This is a genomic window from Lignipirellula cremea (genome assembly GCF_056501455.1).
The window spans coordinates 3,243,645-3,257,539 of sequence record NZ_CM151415.1 but is presented as its reverse complement, the minus strand read 5'-3'; the positions used below and the strand labels follow the sequence as shown (position 1 = coordinate 3,257,539).

Below are 13,895 nucleotides of genomic sequence, written 5' to 3'. Positions count from 1 at the left end.
TCGCCCGTTCGTCGCTTACGGGCGTCCTAGGCAGCGACGCCCGCAACTTCCGCGCATTCGACGCGACGCTCCCTGATTCCCGCGCTCCTGCTGCTGGTCTGCATGCCTCGCGATTGCCGGCCCGCACGGAGCGAGTAACGTAAAGCCGGTCACGAGCATTCCTACTCGCCGAAGGCGTCAATCCAGATCATGAGCGTTCGTCAGAGTCGTCTGGAAGGGGTCGTCGAGATCGAACTGCGAAGCTTCGCGGACGATCGCGGGCGCTTCATGGAACTCTATCGCGAGGATCGCTACCGGGAGATCGGCGTCCCCCTGCCCTTCGTGCAGGACAACTTCTCCGTCTCCAAGCGACACGTCCTGCGCGGCCTGCACTATCAAATCGTGCAGCCGCAGGGAAAGCTCGTGACCGTGCTGCGCGGCGCGGTGCTCGACGTCGTCGTCGATCTGCGACGATCGTCGCCCACGTTCGGCGAGTTCGACAGCTTCGAACTGAGCGAAGAGAATCGCCGGCAGCTTTACGTGCCGCCCGGCTTCGCGCACGGCTTTCTGACGCTCGCGGAGGAGAACGTCGTGATGTACAAGTGCACGGACTTGTACAGCCCGCCGCACGAGCGAACGCTGATTTGGAACGACCCCGCGCTCGGCATCGAATGGCCGACGTCCGAACCGCTCGTCTCGCCGAAGGACGCGCTCGGCCAGACGCTCGCGAACGCAGAAACGTTCGCCTGATCGAAGGGCATCGGGCTTAACCCTTCGCTGCGGGAGTCAGGTACGGAGCGTAGATCGCTTCGAGCGATTCCTGGTTGTCCTGCAGCGCGGCGTCGACTTCCTTCTCGATCCAGCCGTCGATCATCTCGCGCAGTCGCGAGTGAACCTCGGGCGAGATGGCGATCCCCTGCTCGAACTCCCGCGTCGCGCGGTTGACCTTCGGCGTGTTGGGCGTCGGTTCGCCCAGCACCTGGACCAGCAGCAATCGAATATTGCTGAGCAGGAACCGCGTGGCGTCCTTCTTGTCGCTGGAGTTCCGCCGCTCTTCGGGCAGATCGAGGTCGAACCCGACGCAGGCGCGAAACAGGCTCCGCGGGAATCGATCGGCGACCAGATCCTCGAATCGCAGAACCTTCAGTTGATCGCCGAACGTTTCGACGATCGCCCGGTTCATGAAATAGAAGCCCGCGATCTCCCGGCGGATCTGGGCCGCGCCGTCCGCCCGCATCCCTTGCCCGTCGATCTTGGTCTTCAACGTCGATTTCAGGATCGACCGGTCGGATCGAATCGCAGCGACGAACTCGACGCGATCGAAGTTGCGGTTGAGCGATTCGCGAAACGCCCGCATCCGCGGTGCGTTCGCCGGCTCGTGCAGGAGCGCGGCCATCCGTTCCGCCGAGAGCAGCAGCGTGTCGTAGCCTTCCGCCATCTCGCGGAGCTGCCGGACGTCTTCGTCGATCGACTCGGGCGTGCCGCGTGACAGGCGCACCGCCAGCGCCTGATGCTGCAGCGCGTCGCCGAACGTCAGCCAGTCGTCGAGCGGGTAGAGCACGCCCGCATCGGCGAGCGCGTCGGCATGACTGCGACAGGCGGATTGAAACGACGTCGTGCCAGTCTTCGGGAGACCGATATGAACGACCGCTGAGGTCATGGTCGACTAATCCCCGAACCGGAGGAAGAGAGCGAGTTCAGTCCGTAGATCGACTCGAGCGTGTCGGCGTTCGTCGCGAGCGTCTCGTTCAACTGGCGATCCATCCACTCGTCGAGCATCCGCGAGATCTCTTCGTCCGTCGCCCGATCGAGGTGCAGCCCCGCGAAGATTCGCTGATACGCCGTTTCCACCCGCGGTGCGTAGGGCGTCGATTCGCCGAGCACGTTGAAGACCGCCATCCGCACGGCGCTCATCAGGAAGCGCCGGGCGTCCTTCTGCTCGCTGGCGTTGGTCTTCAGGTCGGGAAGTCCCGCCTCGATGCCGGTGCAGACCTTGAGCAGACTCGCAGGAAACGGTTCGGCGACCAGGTCCTCGAACCGCAGCGCTCGGAGCCGCCCAGTCAGCGCTTCGACGATCGCGCGATTCATGCGATAGAAGTTCTCGACGTGCTTGCGAACGTAATCGGCGCCGTCCAGCGGCATGCCCCGACCTTCGATCTTTTCCCGCAGCGCCGAACGAAGCAGCGCCCGGTCCGTACGCACGACGCAAACGAATTCGACGCCGTCGAACCGGCGTCCGAGCGCGTCGCGAAAGAGTTGCATCGCCGCGACGTTCTTCGGATTGTTCAGCATCACCGCGAAGCGCTCGGCGGAGAGCAGCAGCGTCCGATAGCCGTCAGCCGCCAGACGCAGTCGCGCGACGTCCTGGTCGATCGATTCCGGCGTACCGCTGGCCACCCGCAGAGCCAGCGCCTGGTGCAATGCGGCGCCGGGGAACATGGCCCAGTCGTCGGTCGGGTAGAGGACGCCCTGCTTCGCGAGCGCATCGCGACCCTGCATGCACGCCAGTTGAAACGACGTCGTGCCAGTCTTCGGAAGACCTATGTGAACGACGGCGGTAGGCATGTTCTGGTTTTCGCCGCTCGCTCAGGTCGCCGTCGCCGAAAGGCCGTAGATCGAATCGAGCGAACCGGGATGGGCCCGCAGCGCCGCATCCAGTTGGACGTCGATCCATTCGGTCAGCATGCCCGTGATCTCGTCGTCGATTTCCGGATCGAGATCGATGCCGGCGAAGATCCGCCGATAGGCTTCATGAATCTTCGGCGTATGAGGCGAAGGCTCGCCTGTGTAGTTGAACAGGAGCATCCGCACGTTGCTCATCAGGAAGCGCCGAGCGTCCTTATCCTCGCTGGTGTTCCGCTTCAGGTCGGGAAGATCGTGCTGGATCCCCGTGCAGGCCTTGAGCAGGCTCGTCGGAAACGGCTGCGCGACCAGGTCCTCGAACCGCAGCACGCGAAGCTGACCGGCGAAGATCTCCGCGATCGCCCGGTTCATCTCGAAGAAGCCGGCGACTTCGTTCCGAATGAACGCGGCGCCGTCGAGCGGCATCCCGTGACCGTCGAGCTTGGTCCTGATCGTCGAAGTCAGCAGGGAGCGCTCGGAACGAATCGTGCAGATGAACTCGACCCGCTCGAACTCCCGGTTGAGCGCGTCCCGGAACGCCCGCATCCGGTCGAACGTCTTCGGATCGTGGAGCAGCGCGGCGAAACGCTCCGACGAGATCAGCAGAATCGGATGATCCCCGGCGGTTTGACGCAGCCGGCGAACGGTCTGATCGATCCAGTCGATACTTTCGGACCCGACGCCGACGGCGAGGGCCTGATGCTGGATGGCGCCGTAGGTGAGGTACTCGTCCCGCGGGTAGAGGATCCCCTTTTCGAGGAGCGCCTCGCTTCCTTTGGCGCACGCGACCTGCAGCGAGGTGGTGCCCGTCTTGGGAAGCCCGAGGTGGATTATCGCCGTCGTCATCGCTGAACCTGGAGGATGGCCGCTCCCGACGCGATTCCCGCGAGAGCCCCACCGTCCGGCCAGACGACAGAGCCTCGCAATGCTACCCTCCCATCCGAACCCGTCAAGCGACGAGTCCGGCGGGAGTTGCGTCGATCGACTTCCGGTTCCCCCGGTAACGATTGCAGGGCTGAATCAGGCACGTCGCGGTTGCTGGTTCGCGATCTCGCTATTAACGTAGAGGTACGTCCTTTCCCCTTGCGTCCGCCGGTTATGACACGTACGCCGATCCTCCCCTCGTTAGGAATAATCCGGCGGACGGGCGACGCATTTTCTCCTTGTCCGGTCCGATCCGCTGCGATCGCTGAAGGGATCTAGGCCGAAGATTGCGGACTACGTTCGCGAAGAGAAAGTGACGCCTCGATCCGCGTGCTAGGCTAAAACCGCAGGGTGGGTACACGGTCCGGGGACGCAATACTTTTCCCAGTCGTCGCGTCGCGATCCCCGCGTTATCCCGCCTCCGCGAAAGCGCGAGGCGCGTCCCAGGCGAGTTGCATTCAGAGGCAGTGCGTAATGACCCAGAACGGAAGACCGTCCCCACCGAAGTCGAGCGGCATGCTGCAGGGCGTCGCCGATTCGGTAAAGAGGGTCTTCTCGCGCCGCGCGCCCGTTCCGCCCGTGCAGGTCGATGCATCGGGCCGCTTCATCGACCCGTTCGCTGACTGGAAGCCGCGCACCGCGCCCCGGTCGGCGCCGGAGTGCGGCGTCGTGGTCCACCTGTACTACCCCGACATGTGGGACGAGATCGCCGACTATCTGGCGAACGTCCGGCAGCCGTTCGGTCTGCACATCTCGCTCTGCTCGTCGACCGCCGGCAACGTGCTCGGTCGCATCCGGGAGAAGTACCCCGACGCCGACGTCGCGACGCTGGAAAACCGCGGACGCGACATCGCGCCCTTCAACCACTTTCTGACGCAGGGCAAGCTCGATCGATACCTCTGCGTCTGCAAGATCCATACGAAGAAGAGCCCGCATCGCTGGGACGGGGACGACTGGCGCCGGATGTTGATGGACGAACTTCTCGGTTCGTCCGGCCGCATCGACTACGTCATCGACTCGTTTCGCCGGATCAACGACCTGGGCGTGGTCGGTCCCGCGGCGATGTGTTTCAGCCGTAAAGACCGCTGGGGCGATAATCGGCAGATCTTCGACGATCTCGCGACGCGTCTGCATCTGGGCGAAGAGGATTCGCTGCGCTTCTTCGCCGGGTCGATGTTCTGGTTCCGACCCGCGGCGTTCGAGCTGCTCCGTCGACTCGATCTCAAGTTCGAGGACTTCCCCGAAGAAGCGGGCCAGCTTGACGGCACGCTCGCCCATGCGATGGAGCGACTCTTCTCGCGCGCCGCGATGGCGCAGGGTTATCGCTCGCTCGGAATCAGCTCGCATCCGCCCGGTCTGTTCGACGAAGAGCGCTACGTCGCCGCCCATCCGGAGGTGACCGAGCGCATCGAGAGCCGGGACTACAAGGCGGGCTACCAGTTCCTGATCAACGAGGGCTTCCCGGACGGACTCTGGCCGCACTGCTTCCAGCCGGCGGAACTAGGGCGTCCGCTGCCCGGCGCGGACGTGCGCCTCGTCGCGTTCCACCTGCCGCAGTTCCACCCCATCCCCGAGAACGACAAGTGGTGGGGCAAGGGCTTCACCGAGTGGACCAACGTCATCAAAGGAACGGCGCACTTCCCCGGACATGAACAGCCCCGGCTTCCGGCGGATCTGGGCTTCTACGACCTGCGCAACGACGAGACGCGCGACGCCCAGGCCGAACTGGCCGAATACCACGGCGTTCACGCCTTCTGCCACTATTACTACTGGTTCAACGGCAAGCGTCTGCTCCACCGTCCGCTCGACGCGATGCTGAAGACGGGGACGCCGAACTTTCCGTTCTGCCTCTGCTGGGCGAACGAGAACTGGACCCGTCGCTGGAACGGCGGCGATCGCGAGATCCTGATCCCGCAGACGTACCAGCCCGGCTTCGCCTCGCGGTTCATCGAAGACATCCTGCCGTTCCTCGAAGATCCGCGCTACCTGCAATTCGAAGGCAAGCCCATCCTGCTGGTCTACGACGCGCTCTCCATTCCGGAAATCGCCAGCGTCACCGACACATGGCGGAAGGCATGCAAGCGTCGCGGCCTGCGCGACGTCCATCTGGCCGCCGTGCGAAAGCCGCACTACCCCGATGCCGACTGCAGGAACGCCGGCTTCGACTCGGTCGTGAACTTCCCGCCGTTCGGCGTCTCGTGGAAGGAACTGACGCCCGAGATCGAAGGCCTCGATCCCGCCTTCCGCGGGAAGATTTACGACTACGCGACGGTCGTCGAGGGCGATCTGGCTCGCGGCGAGACGGAGGATCACTCCTTCGTCCACCGCGGGGTCATGCTGGGCTGGGACAACACCGCCCGTATGGGGCTCGATTCGCACATCGCGCATGGCTGCACGCCGGAAACCTACGAGCGCTGGCTCGCGGGCGTCGTGCGTCAGGTGCGGGAGCGTCCCGGCGCCGAAAGCCCGCTGGTCTTCATCAACGCCTGGAACGAGTGGGCCGAGGGAACCTACCTTGAGCCGGATCAACGGCATGGCTCCGCCTACCTGCAGGCCACGTCCCGTGCGCTGGCCGGCATCACGGAACCTGCCCCCGCCGAGCGACCTTTGCAGGGCGCCTGAAGCCGCTCGCGTTACCACTGGCGCGATGCTGACCGAGGACTCGACACGCCTGCCGCTGCGACACGCGGACCTTCTCCTGAACGTATCGCACGGCCTGGCGCTTCCGAGACCAGGCTGAGCGCCCAGCGGGCGACGGGGCTCAGAAGTTCCCCAAGGCGACTCCCTTAAGAATCGCCTTGTCGACTTCCGCCTCGGCCAGCAGCTTCTTGAGCCGGGCCTTCTCGATCTCCGACTGCTTGAGCCGCTTGGCCTCCTCCGACCTCATGCCGCCGAGACGATATTCGCGTCGGTACCCGTTCCGCCAGCGGAAGCAGGTCGCTTCGCTGATCTCCAGCCCCTGAGGCACATCGGCGAGTTCTTCGTCCGCATTCCGCATCGCGGAGCTTCGCCACGATCTGCGCCGGGGAATGCAGTTCTCGTCGCTTCGTGATCGAGAGTCCTCTCGCCGATTCTATCGGACCAGAACCCTCACGCCGCGCGGGTCAGTTCAAGGGGTGCAGGCCCTTCCGCTGAGGGTCGGCGTGCTCCCCTTCGCTCATCGCTCTCCCGGCTTCGGAAGTTCCGCTTCGCTGGTCACGTTTCGGCGCCGTTCGTCGATCATGACGGAGCTGTGAAACTCGCGCGCGACGTCGTATTCGCGAATGCCCTCGCGGTCTTCCGCGATCCTGACCATGTACTCGCTATAGACCGTCAGGATGAGAAACAGGAGCGTGAACTGGCACGACATGAACACGCTCAACGAGGTCCACCCTTCGATCACGTCGTCGTTGAACAGCCGAAGGCCGAGCGCGTAAACGGAAATGGCCACGCTCAGAAGGCTAGCCAGCAGGCCGGTCAGCCCCACGATGCGAAGCGGCGCGAGCGAGTAGTGAACGACGATCGTCGCCGCTTCTCTCGCTCCTTTGAGAAGGCTCTTGCGGTGACGAGTTCCCGGCGCGAACGAGTAGACATGCACGTCGGATCGCGCGAGCGCCCGGGACATATCGACGAAGAGCAGCTTGATCCGGCGACGTCGCGACATCAGAAGATTGACGCCGCGGCGGCTGATCGCCCTCAGCATGGTCGCGTGCTTGGGGACGCGATAGGGCACGAACGCTCGAACGACCGTTCGGAACCCGACGCTGAACGGCAGATAGACGAGACTACGCGACGATCGGCAGACTCCGACGACCAGATCGTTGCCTTGAAGCGCGTTCCTCGCGATCTCCGGAACGACGCTCGGCGGGTCGGTGCGAGGATCCATCACGACGACGACGTCGCCTATCGCGTTTTCCAGACCCGCCGCGCACTGCAGTTCGCGATCAGGCGCCTCGAACAATTCAATGACGCGGACGCAAGGATTCTCGTCCACGATCGACTGCAGCTTCGACTCGGACGTCTCCCCGATCGAGGCGTCGACGATCACGATTTCGTAATCGTCGAACGTCTCCTGCAATATGGCGGAAAGGGCGCGCACGAAGTCGGCGAACTCGTGACCTTCGTCTCGAGTGGGCAGCACCGCCGATAGAAAGCAATCCGATAGCTTCATTGGACCGACCTGATTAGACGCCCGGTGCGCTAGGCAAGCGCTGATCCGCTTGGATTGCCTCGACCACGTCGTAGACGCTGTCTATCTTCGCTCCAAGCACGCAGTGCAGGTTGGCCAGGCCCTGGTCGCGGCGAAGGAGGATCGGACGGCTGTCGTTCGCTTCGCTCGCCGGCAGAACCGTTTTGATTTCCCAGAGCGAATCTACGTACTTCGCGGACTCCAGCGATGGCATGTAGCGAGTCGCGTCCCTGATCATTCGACGCCAGTTCGAGCGGCGAAGCGGCGAGCGCAGGACGGTCGCCGGGTCGACGCCTTCCGGCCCGCGGTCCAGCCACGCGAAGTGGGGCGTGTAGCGTACGTGACTGAGCGTATGCGCCTGTCTCGCTGGAAACGGCAAGAACGAGAAGAAGGGTCCGCACATCACGGTCACGCCGATCGATTTCAAGCTCTCAGGAATATGCATTAGGCACATCTCAGCCAGCTCGTGCTTTAGCGGGATCGTCGGAAGTTCCGACCGGCGAAGCAGCGTATTGATCCCGGCGTAAGCACAGTTATAGATCTCGTTCGCGATGACCGTCCGAGGACCCTCGCTCGTCTCCAGGCGAACTTCCAGACGATCGTCTGGAAGACGTTCCACTCGTTGAGCCGACGTGGACGTCCAGAGATGGGCGCCTTCGTCCTTTAGCCGGTGGAGCATCCTTTCGCGCAGCTTCTCGGCGTTGAAAGCATGTTCCGTCGTCGAGAAGACTTCTTCGATCAGGCGATCGCTGAAATGCCGCTTCAGATCGCCGCTGGCACGATCGCAACGGGCTCCGATCCGGTCGCAAAACAGCTTGAACTGCTTAGCCGTCAGATTGCCGAGGACGCTCCCGACGGCGTACAGACTTTCGTAGTCGTCGACGATGCAGTCAGAGAACTCCGCTACGAAGCGGGGAAAAGACGTTCTGGCGCGCAGGGCCGTAAGAACGCTGCGCGGATAGTGGTAGCCATTGTGTACGCGAGCCTGATTGGAGAACGAAGCCCGCGACATCGCAGCAGGCTCAGCCTCGACCGTCAGGACGCTGCGGCCCAGGCGGGCGAAGTAGGCCGCGATATAGAGGCCGAAAAAGCCGCCTCCGACGACAAGAACGTCGTACCGATCCTTGGAGGCGGAAGTAAGCATCGGCCGGAGGGCGAGCGGCGGGAAATCGAGCGCCGCGGGCTAGCAGAATTGACTTGAAGAGTCCTGGCAGTCCGGCAAGAAAATCGACGGACTGCTAGGTGAGTCTATTCCAATTGTCGAAAGCTGAACGCCGTAATCCTGAAAATCTCGCCTGCAGCGTCGTCGCTTCATCCGGAATAGATGCGCCTCCCCTGTGACTCGCACAATCAACCCGATTGGGCGTGATCGAAAGTCACGATCGGCGCGTAGCCGTTGGCGAACTCGGCATCGTTCGCTTCGGGAAAAAGAAGCTTGCGCCAGTCCCTCGCGAGGCCGGTCAGCGCTTCGCTGCCGAGCGCCAGTTGTTCGGTGACTTCGTCGCGGAGCCGTCGGCAGAGGCGGGCGCTTTGCAGAATTCGGTGCAGTCAGCGTAAATTCGTGGTTTGCGGAGCTTGACGACGACCCGCACGTGATAGACATGCTTCCGCATCGGCGTCTACCGTCCGCCGATTGCGTCAGTCGCTTTCCCCAGGCATCGTCGAGAGCGCTCGGTCGATCGAGAGCTTGCCCGCGCCGACGATCAGCAGGAAGAGCGAGCCGGTCAGCATCGCGAAGTCCGTGCGGGCGTCGTGAGCCATCTCCCAGATGCCTTCGTTCTGCAGGATGGGGATCTTCGTCGTCGCGATCGCCACGAGCATGATCGTGATCGTCGGAAAGACGGCGAGTCGCGTCAGCGAACCCAGCACGATCAGCGCGCCGCAGACGGTCTCGAACGAGCCGACGATCCAGCCGAGTAGTTCCGGCTCGGGGAGTCCGATCTTCTCGAACCGGCCCGCGCCGCGGTCGCCCGGAAAGAGAAACCTCTGCACGCCTTCCGACAGGAACGTCAGACCGACCGCCAGCCGGATCAGCAGAACCGAGGCCGGTGCCTGAGTCGCGAGGAGGCGTCTCCAGGACGGCATGATCACTTCGGGGCTGGAAGGGCGACCGCCTCGACGGCCTGGCCGGCGGAGAGCGATCCGCCGTCCTTGAGGACGATCTGTTCCGATCCGGAAAGTCCTTCCGCGATCTCGACGTCGGTTCCGCTCTTGAGCCCGACCTTCAGCGGCTTGCGGACGATCTTGCCCGCTTCGACGGCGGCGCAGTAAGCGGCGCCCCCTTCGTAGAAAACCGCGGTCGCAGGCAGCGCCAGAACGTCGCTTCGCTCATCGAGCAGAATCGTCACGGTCGCATAGGCGCCGGGGCGAAGCTGCTTTTCTTCGTCCGATGCCTCGATCTCGACGCGGAGCGTCCGGTTCGCCCGGTCGAGCGCCCACGAGGTTCGAGCGACCCGTCCGTCGAACGTACGATCGCCGAGCGCCTGGACGCGGATCGTCGCCGAATCGCCGTTCTCGCCGGCGTCCACCAGCGCAGCCTCCATCTCGGGTACGTCCAGATAGACCCGCACGCGGTCGCTGCGAACCACGGTCAGGCAGGGCTCCGACTGGGCGCCCGGCGGCTGGACGAAGGCGCCCGGATCGACCGAGCGAGTCGTCACGATGCCGTCGAAGGGCGACTTGATCGAAGCGTATCCCTGCATGGTCTTCGCCCGCGCGAGATCGGCTTGGGCGACGCGTGCTTTCGCCTTCGCGACGGCGAGGTCGGCTTTGGCCTGCTCCAGCGCAGCGCGGGCCTGACTCCCGTCAGCCTCGGCGACGGCGACGGCAGCGTTCGATTCCTGCTGCGCAGCCTCTGCGGAGCGAAGCTGATTGCGGGTCTCGTCGGCCACCTTCTCGGTGACCGAACCGGACTGGGCGAGTCGCACGATGCGATCGGTTTCGAGTCGCCAGCGTTCCAGATCGCTCGCCGACCGATCGATGCCGGCCTTCGCCGCGGCGACGCGAGCGTCGGCCGCCTGCACCGCCGATTCTGCGGAGACGATCATGGCGCTGGCCGCATTCACGTCCGCGGCGGCCCGATCGACCAGCGCTTCCTTCTGAGCGACGTCATCGGCCAGTTCGGGTACGTCGAGTTCGATCAACGCCTGACCCTTCGCCACGACGTCGCCGATGTCGACCGAAACGCTGCCGACGTAGCCGGGGAGCTTCGCGTACAGCGGCGCCGCTTCGTACGCCTCGATTCTCGCCGGCTGGACCGTCGAGCGCGACAGCGTCTTCCGTTCTGCACGCACGACCGTGACGCGAGGCAACGAACCGCCCGCCGAAGACGCCGCGGCGTTCGATCCCTTACCGTCGACGGCGACGGCGGCGTTCTCGCAGCCGATGAAAGCGACGAGGCAGGCCGACGCTCCGAGCGAAAAGGCTGCTTTGCAGAATCGAGAGATCATGGTTTTCACGTCAGTCGCGAAGTCACGGTCGGGGAGATCGTCGTCATTCATTCGGTCGCCGGAACCGCGTCGGCCGCCGGATCGTCGGGATCGAGCGAGGGGGAGGCAGTCGACGCTCGCCCCTGCAGCGATGCGAAGACACAGGGAAGAATCAGCAGCGTCGCCGCCGTGGCCGCGATCAGTCCGCCGATGACGGCGCGTCCGAGCGGCGCGTTCTGAGCGCCTGCCTCGCCGAGAGCCAGCGCCATCGGCAGCATGCCGGCCACCATCGCGCAGCTCGTCATCAGGATCGCGCGCAGCCGGCTTCCGGCGCCCGTCACTGCGGCGTCGGTCGAGGAGAGGCCTTCGCGGCGGCGCTGCTCCGCGAACGTGACCAGCAGGATCGCGTTCGCCATCGCCACGCCGACCGCCATGATGGCGCCGATGAACGACTGAATGTTCAGCGTCGTTCCGGTCAGCCAGAGCATCAGCACGACGCCGGCGACGACCGCCGGAATCGTAGACGTCGCAACCAGCGCGAGGCGAATCGATTGAAAGTTCGCGGTCAGCAGCAGGAAGACCGCCGCGATCGCGAGGAGCAGGCCGATCGTCAGCCCCGACTGCATCTCGACCATCGGCGGGACCTGGCCGCGAAGTTCCACCTGCACGCCGGAGGGCGGATCGCCCGCGCGCTTCAGCGCGTCTCGGATCTCGCCCGCCACGCTTCCGAGGTCGGCGCCGGCGACGTTCGCCGTGAGCGTGATCTGGCGCCGCATGTTGTACCGGTCGTATTGTCCCGGCATCGTTCCGGTTTTCAGGTCCGCCACGTCGCGCAGGAGAAGCTGCCGATCGTCGAGCCGCCTGAGCGGAATCCGCCCGAGATCCTCCGCGCTGTCGACTGCGTCGAAGTCTCCCGTATTGCGTACGACCGAGCGCGGGATCTCGACCTGCACCTGATACGCGATTCCGCTCTTCGGATCGGCCCAGTAGTTCGGCACGACGAAGCGGCTGGACGACGTCGCGGTCACCAGCGCTCGCGAGACGTCGACCGGCGTGAGCCCTGCCATACCCGCCTTCTCGCGGTCGACGTTCACTTCGATCGTCGGGTAATCGAGCGACTGACCGACCTGCAGATCGCGGAGCGAATCGATCTCGGTCAGCTCGGTCCGGATCTTCTCCGCATGGGCACGGTTGTCGGCGAAGGCGGGACCGCTGATCGCGATCTCGACCGGCGTGGGCGATCCGAAGCTCATCACTTCGTTGACGATGTCGGAGGGCTCGAACGAGAAGCGAACGTTCGGAAGTTCCTTCGCCAGGCGTTCGCGCAGGCGTTCCTTCAGAGCCTCGTCGCTCTCGTGCAGATCGTCAGCGAGATCGACGTACAGAATCGCTTCCTCCGGTCCGCGCGACCACTGATAGACGGCGTTGACCGGAAAGTTGGAGTGGATCATCCCGACGTAGCCGAGCGTCAGTTCGACGTTCTCCGGCCCGAGTTCGTCGCCGATGATGTCGAGCGCCTGTTTCGCGTAGGCCTCGCTCCGAACGATGTGCGTGCCGTCGGGCGCCCGCATCCGGAGGCGGAACTGGCCCGCATCGGCGACCGGGAAGATCGAGCGACCGAGCTGCGAACCGACCAGGACGACGATCGCCACGCTGGCGACCAGATAAACGACCACGACCGCCCATCGGAGGCGCACGAGGCCGGCGACGGTCCCTTCATAAGCTGTCCTCATCCGATCGAACATTCCGGGTCGCCGGCCCTCCCCGTGACCATGCGACCCGCGCTTCAGCAGCCAGACGGAAAGCACCGGCACGAACGTGCTGGAAAGAATGTACGAGGCGATCATGGCGAAGCCGACTGCCAGCGAGAGCGGCACGAACAGCCCTTTCGCCGCTCCCTGCATGAAGAACGACGAAACGAATACGGCCAAGATGCAGAGCATCGCGAGCAGTCGCGGAACGGCCGTCTCCGCCGAGCCCTTTTTCACCGCGACCGCGACCGGCTCGCCGCGATCGAGGTGGGCGTGAATGTTCTCGATCGCGACCGTCGCTTCGTCGACGAGGATGCCGATCGCGAGCGCCAGCCCCCCCAGCGTCATCAGGTTGATCGTCTGGTCGGTGATCCAGAGCGCGACCACAGCCGCCATCAGCGCCAGCGGAATGTTCAGCGCCACGATCAGGGCGCTTCGCCAGTCGCGCAGGAACACGAGAATCATCAGGCCGACCAGGAGCGCGCCGAGAGCGCCTTCCAGCACGACGCTCTCGACCGCCCGCGTGACGTAGGGCGACTGGTCGAATTCGAAGCGGACGTCGATCCCTTCGCCTTCCGCGCCGAGGGCTTCCTTCATCTTGGGAAGCGCGGTCTTGATCTCGTGAATGACGCTCATTGTCGAAGCGTCGGAGCGCTTCGTCGCCAGGATGTAAACGGCCCGGCGACCGTTGACCAGCGCGTAACCCGCCGGCGCGTCGGCGCTGTCCTGTACGAACCCGATGTCGCGAATGTAAACCGGCGACGCGCCGCCGCGGATCGGAATCGTTTCAAGCTGCTTCGCCTCGCGAACGACCGAGTTCACCGGCACCATCGGGTACATGTCGCCGACCGGGACGTTGCCCGAGGGGCTGATGGCGTTGCCCTTGACGAGCGCGTCGATCACTTCGTCGGGCGACATGCCGTACGACTGCAAACGCTGGGGGTCGACCGTCACGACGATCGAGCGCGCGCTTCCGCCGAAGGGGGGGCGGCGCCGACACGCCCGGCAGGCTCGAGAACATCG

Annotated in this window: 12 protein-coding genes; 3 read left to right on the top strand and 9 right to left on the bottom strand. The window is 64.5% G+C overall.

The features are described 5' to 3' along the window. The first annotated feature begins 189 nt into the window (after window positions 1-189). Entirely contained in the window at window positions 190-729 is a 540-nt protein-coding gene (gene rfbC / locus SH602x_RS12835) for a dTDP-4-dehydrorhamnose 3,5-epimerase (RefSeq protein ID WP_479472687.1), read from the top strand. A gap of 16 nt (window positions 730-745) precedes the next feature. Here the strand turns inward: rfbC and SH602x_RS12830 are convergent, their stop codons facing one another. From SH602x_RS12830 to SH602x_RS12820, 3 genes are read right to left on the bottom strand one after another with little or no spacing between them, the layout of a single operon-like run. Then, on the bottom strand, window positions 746-1,639 hold the full coding sequence (locus SH602x_RS12830) for a hypothetical protein (RefSeq protein WP_479472686.1): 894 nt from the start codon (window positions 1,637-1,639) through the stop codon (window positions 746-748). Next, window positions 1,636-2,544, bottom strand: coding sequence for a hypothetical protein (locus SH602x_RS12825; RefSeq protein ID WP_479472685.1), 909 nt, complete (start codon window positions 2,542-2,544; stop codon window positions 1,636-1,638). The genes SH602x_RS12830 and SH602x_RS12825 overlap by 4 nt, the downstream gene beginning before the upstream one ends. 21 nt (window positions 2,545-2,565) lie before the next feature. After that, window positions 2,566-3,447, bottom strand: coding sequence for a hypothetical protein (locus SH602x_RS12820; protein WP_479472684.1), 882 nt, complete (start codon window positions 3,445-3,447; stop codon window positions 2,566-2,568). Between the two features lie 594 nt (window positions 3,448-4,041). Between SH602x_RS12820 and SH602x_RS12815 the strand changes: the two genes are divergently transcribed. Next, window positions 4,042-6,147 carry a glycoside hydrolase family 99-like domain-containing protein gene (locus SH602x_RS12815; protein WP_479472683.1) on the top strand — a complete coding sequence of 702 codons (2,106 nt, stop codon included), beginning with the start codon at window positions 4,042-4,044 and terminating at the stop codon, window positions 6,145-6,147. A gap of 139 nt (window positions 6,148-6,286) precedes the next feature. Here SH602x_RS12815 and SH602x_RS12810 read toward each other — a convergent pair whose 3' ends face one another. From SH602x_RS12810 to SH602x_RS12800, 3 genes are all read right to left on the bottom strand, one after another. After that, on the bottom strand, window positions 6,287-6,523 hold the full coding sequence (locus tag SH602x_RS12810; protein WP_479472682.1) for a transposase: 237 nt from the start codon (window positions 6,521-6,523) through the stop codon (window positions 6,287-6,289). A gap of 159 nt (window positions 6,524-6,682) precedes the next feature. Continuing rightward, the gene (locus tag SH602x_RS12805; protein ID WP_479472681.1) at window positions 6,683-7,675 is read right to left on the bottom strand and encodes a glycosyltransferase; all 993 of its coding nucleotides are present in this window, start codon (window positions 7,673-7,675) and stop codon (window positions 6,683-6,685) included. Window positions 7,676-7,688: 13 nt separating this feature from the next. After that, entirely contained in the window at window positions 7,689-8,837 is a 1,149-nt protein-coding gene (locus tag SH602x_RS12800) for an NAD(P)/FAD-dependent oxidoreductase (RefSeq protein ID WP_479472680.1), read from the bottom strand. 215 nt (window positions 8,838-9,052) lie between these two features. Here SH602x_RS12800 and SH602x_RS12795 point away from each other — a divergent pair, with 215 nt between their 5' ends. Next, window positions 9,053-9,250, top strand: coding sequence for a hypothetical protein (locus tag SH602x_RS12795; RefSeq protein ID WP_479472679.1), 198 nt, complete (start codon window positions 9,053-9,055; stop codon window positions 9,248-9,250). Window positions 9,251-9,331: 81 nt separating this feature from the next. Here SH602x_RS12795 and SH602x_RS12790 read toward each other — a convergent pair whose 3' ends face one another. The 3 genes from SH602x_RS12790 to SH602x_RS12780 are packed head-to-tail and all read right to left on the bottom strand — an operon-like array spanning window position 9,332 to window position 13,826. Next, window positions 9,332-9,778 (bottom strand): DoxX family protein, encoded by a 447-nt coding sequence (locus SH602x_RS12790; RefSeq protein WP_479472678.1) that lies wholly within the window; start codon window positions 9,776-9,778, stop codon window positions 9,332-9,334. 2 nt (window positions 9,779-9,780) lie between these two features. Beyond that, window positions 9,781-11,142 (bottom strand): efflux RND transporter periplasmic adaptor subunit, encoded by a 1,362-nt coding sequence (locus SH602x_RS12785; protein ID WP_479472677.1) that lies wholly within the window; start codon window positions 11,140-11,142, stop codon window positions 9,781-9,783. Between the two features lie 47 nt (window positions 11,143-11,189). Then, window positions 11,190-13,826 carry an efflux RND transporter permease subunit gene (locus SH602x_RS12780; RefSeq protein WP_479472676.1) on the bottom strand — a complete coding sequence of 879 codons (2,637 nt, stop codon included), beginning with the start codon at window positions 13,824-13,826 and terminating at the stop codon, window positions 11,190-11,192. Window positions 13,827-13,895 lie beyond the last annotated feature (69 nt).

Coding starts and splice junctions, on each gene's coding strand:
- rfbC (WP_479472687.1), top strand. CDS start 190: ATGAGCGTTCGTCAGAGTCGTCTGGAAGGGGTCGTCGAGATCGAACTG.
- SH602x_RS12830 (WP_479472686.1), bottom strand. CDS start 1,639: ATGACCTCAGCGGTCGTTCATATCGGTCTCCCGAAGACTGGCACGACG.
- SH602x_RS12825 (WP_479472685.1), bottom strand. CDS start 2,544: ATGCCTACCGCCGTCGTTCACATAGGTCTTCCGAAGACTGGCACGACG.
- SH602x_RS12820 (WP_479472684.1), bottom strand. CDS start 3,447: ATGACGACGGCGATAATCCACCTCGGGCTTCCCAAGACGGGCACCACC.
- SH602x_RS12815 (WP_479472683.1), top strand. CDS start 4,042: ATGCTGCAGGGCGTCGCCGATTCGGTAAAGAGGGTCTTCTCGCGCCGC.
- SH602x_RS12810 (WP_479472682.1), bottom strand. CDS start 6,523: ATGCGGAATGCGGACGAAGAACTCGCCGATGTGCCTCAGGGGCTGGAG.
- SH602x_RS12805 (WP_479472681.1), bottom strand. CDS start 7,675: ATGAAGCTATCGGATTGCTTTCTATCGGCGGTGCTGCCCACTCGAGAC.
- SH602x_RS12800 (WP_479472680.1), bottom strand. CDS start 8,837: ATGCTTACTTCCGCCTCCAAGGATCGGTACGACGTTCTTGTCGTCGGA.
- SH602x_RS12790 (WP_479472678.1), bottom strand. CDS start 9,778: ATGCCGTCCTGGAGACGCCTCCTCGCGACTCAGGCACCGGCCTCGGTT.
- SH602x_RS12785 (WP_479472677.1), bottom strand. CDS start 11,142: ATGATCTCTCGATTCTGCAAAGCAGCCTTTTCGCTCGGAGCGTCGGCC.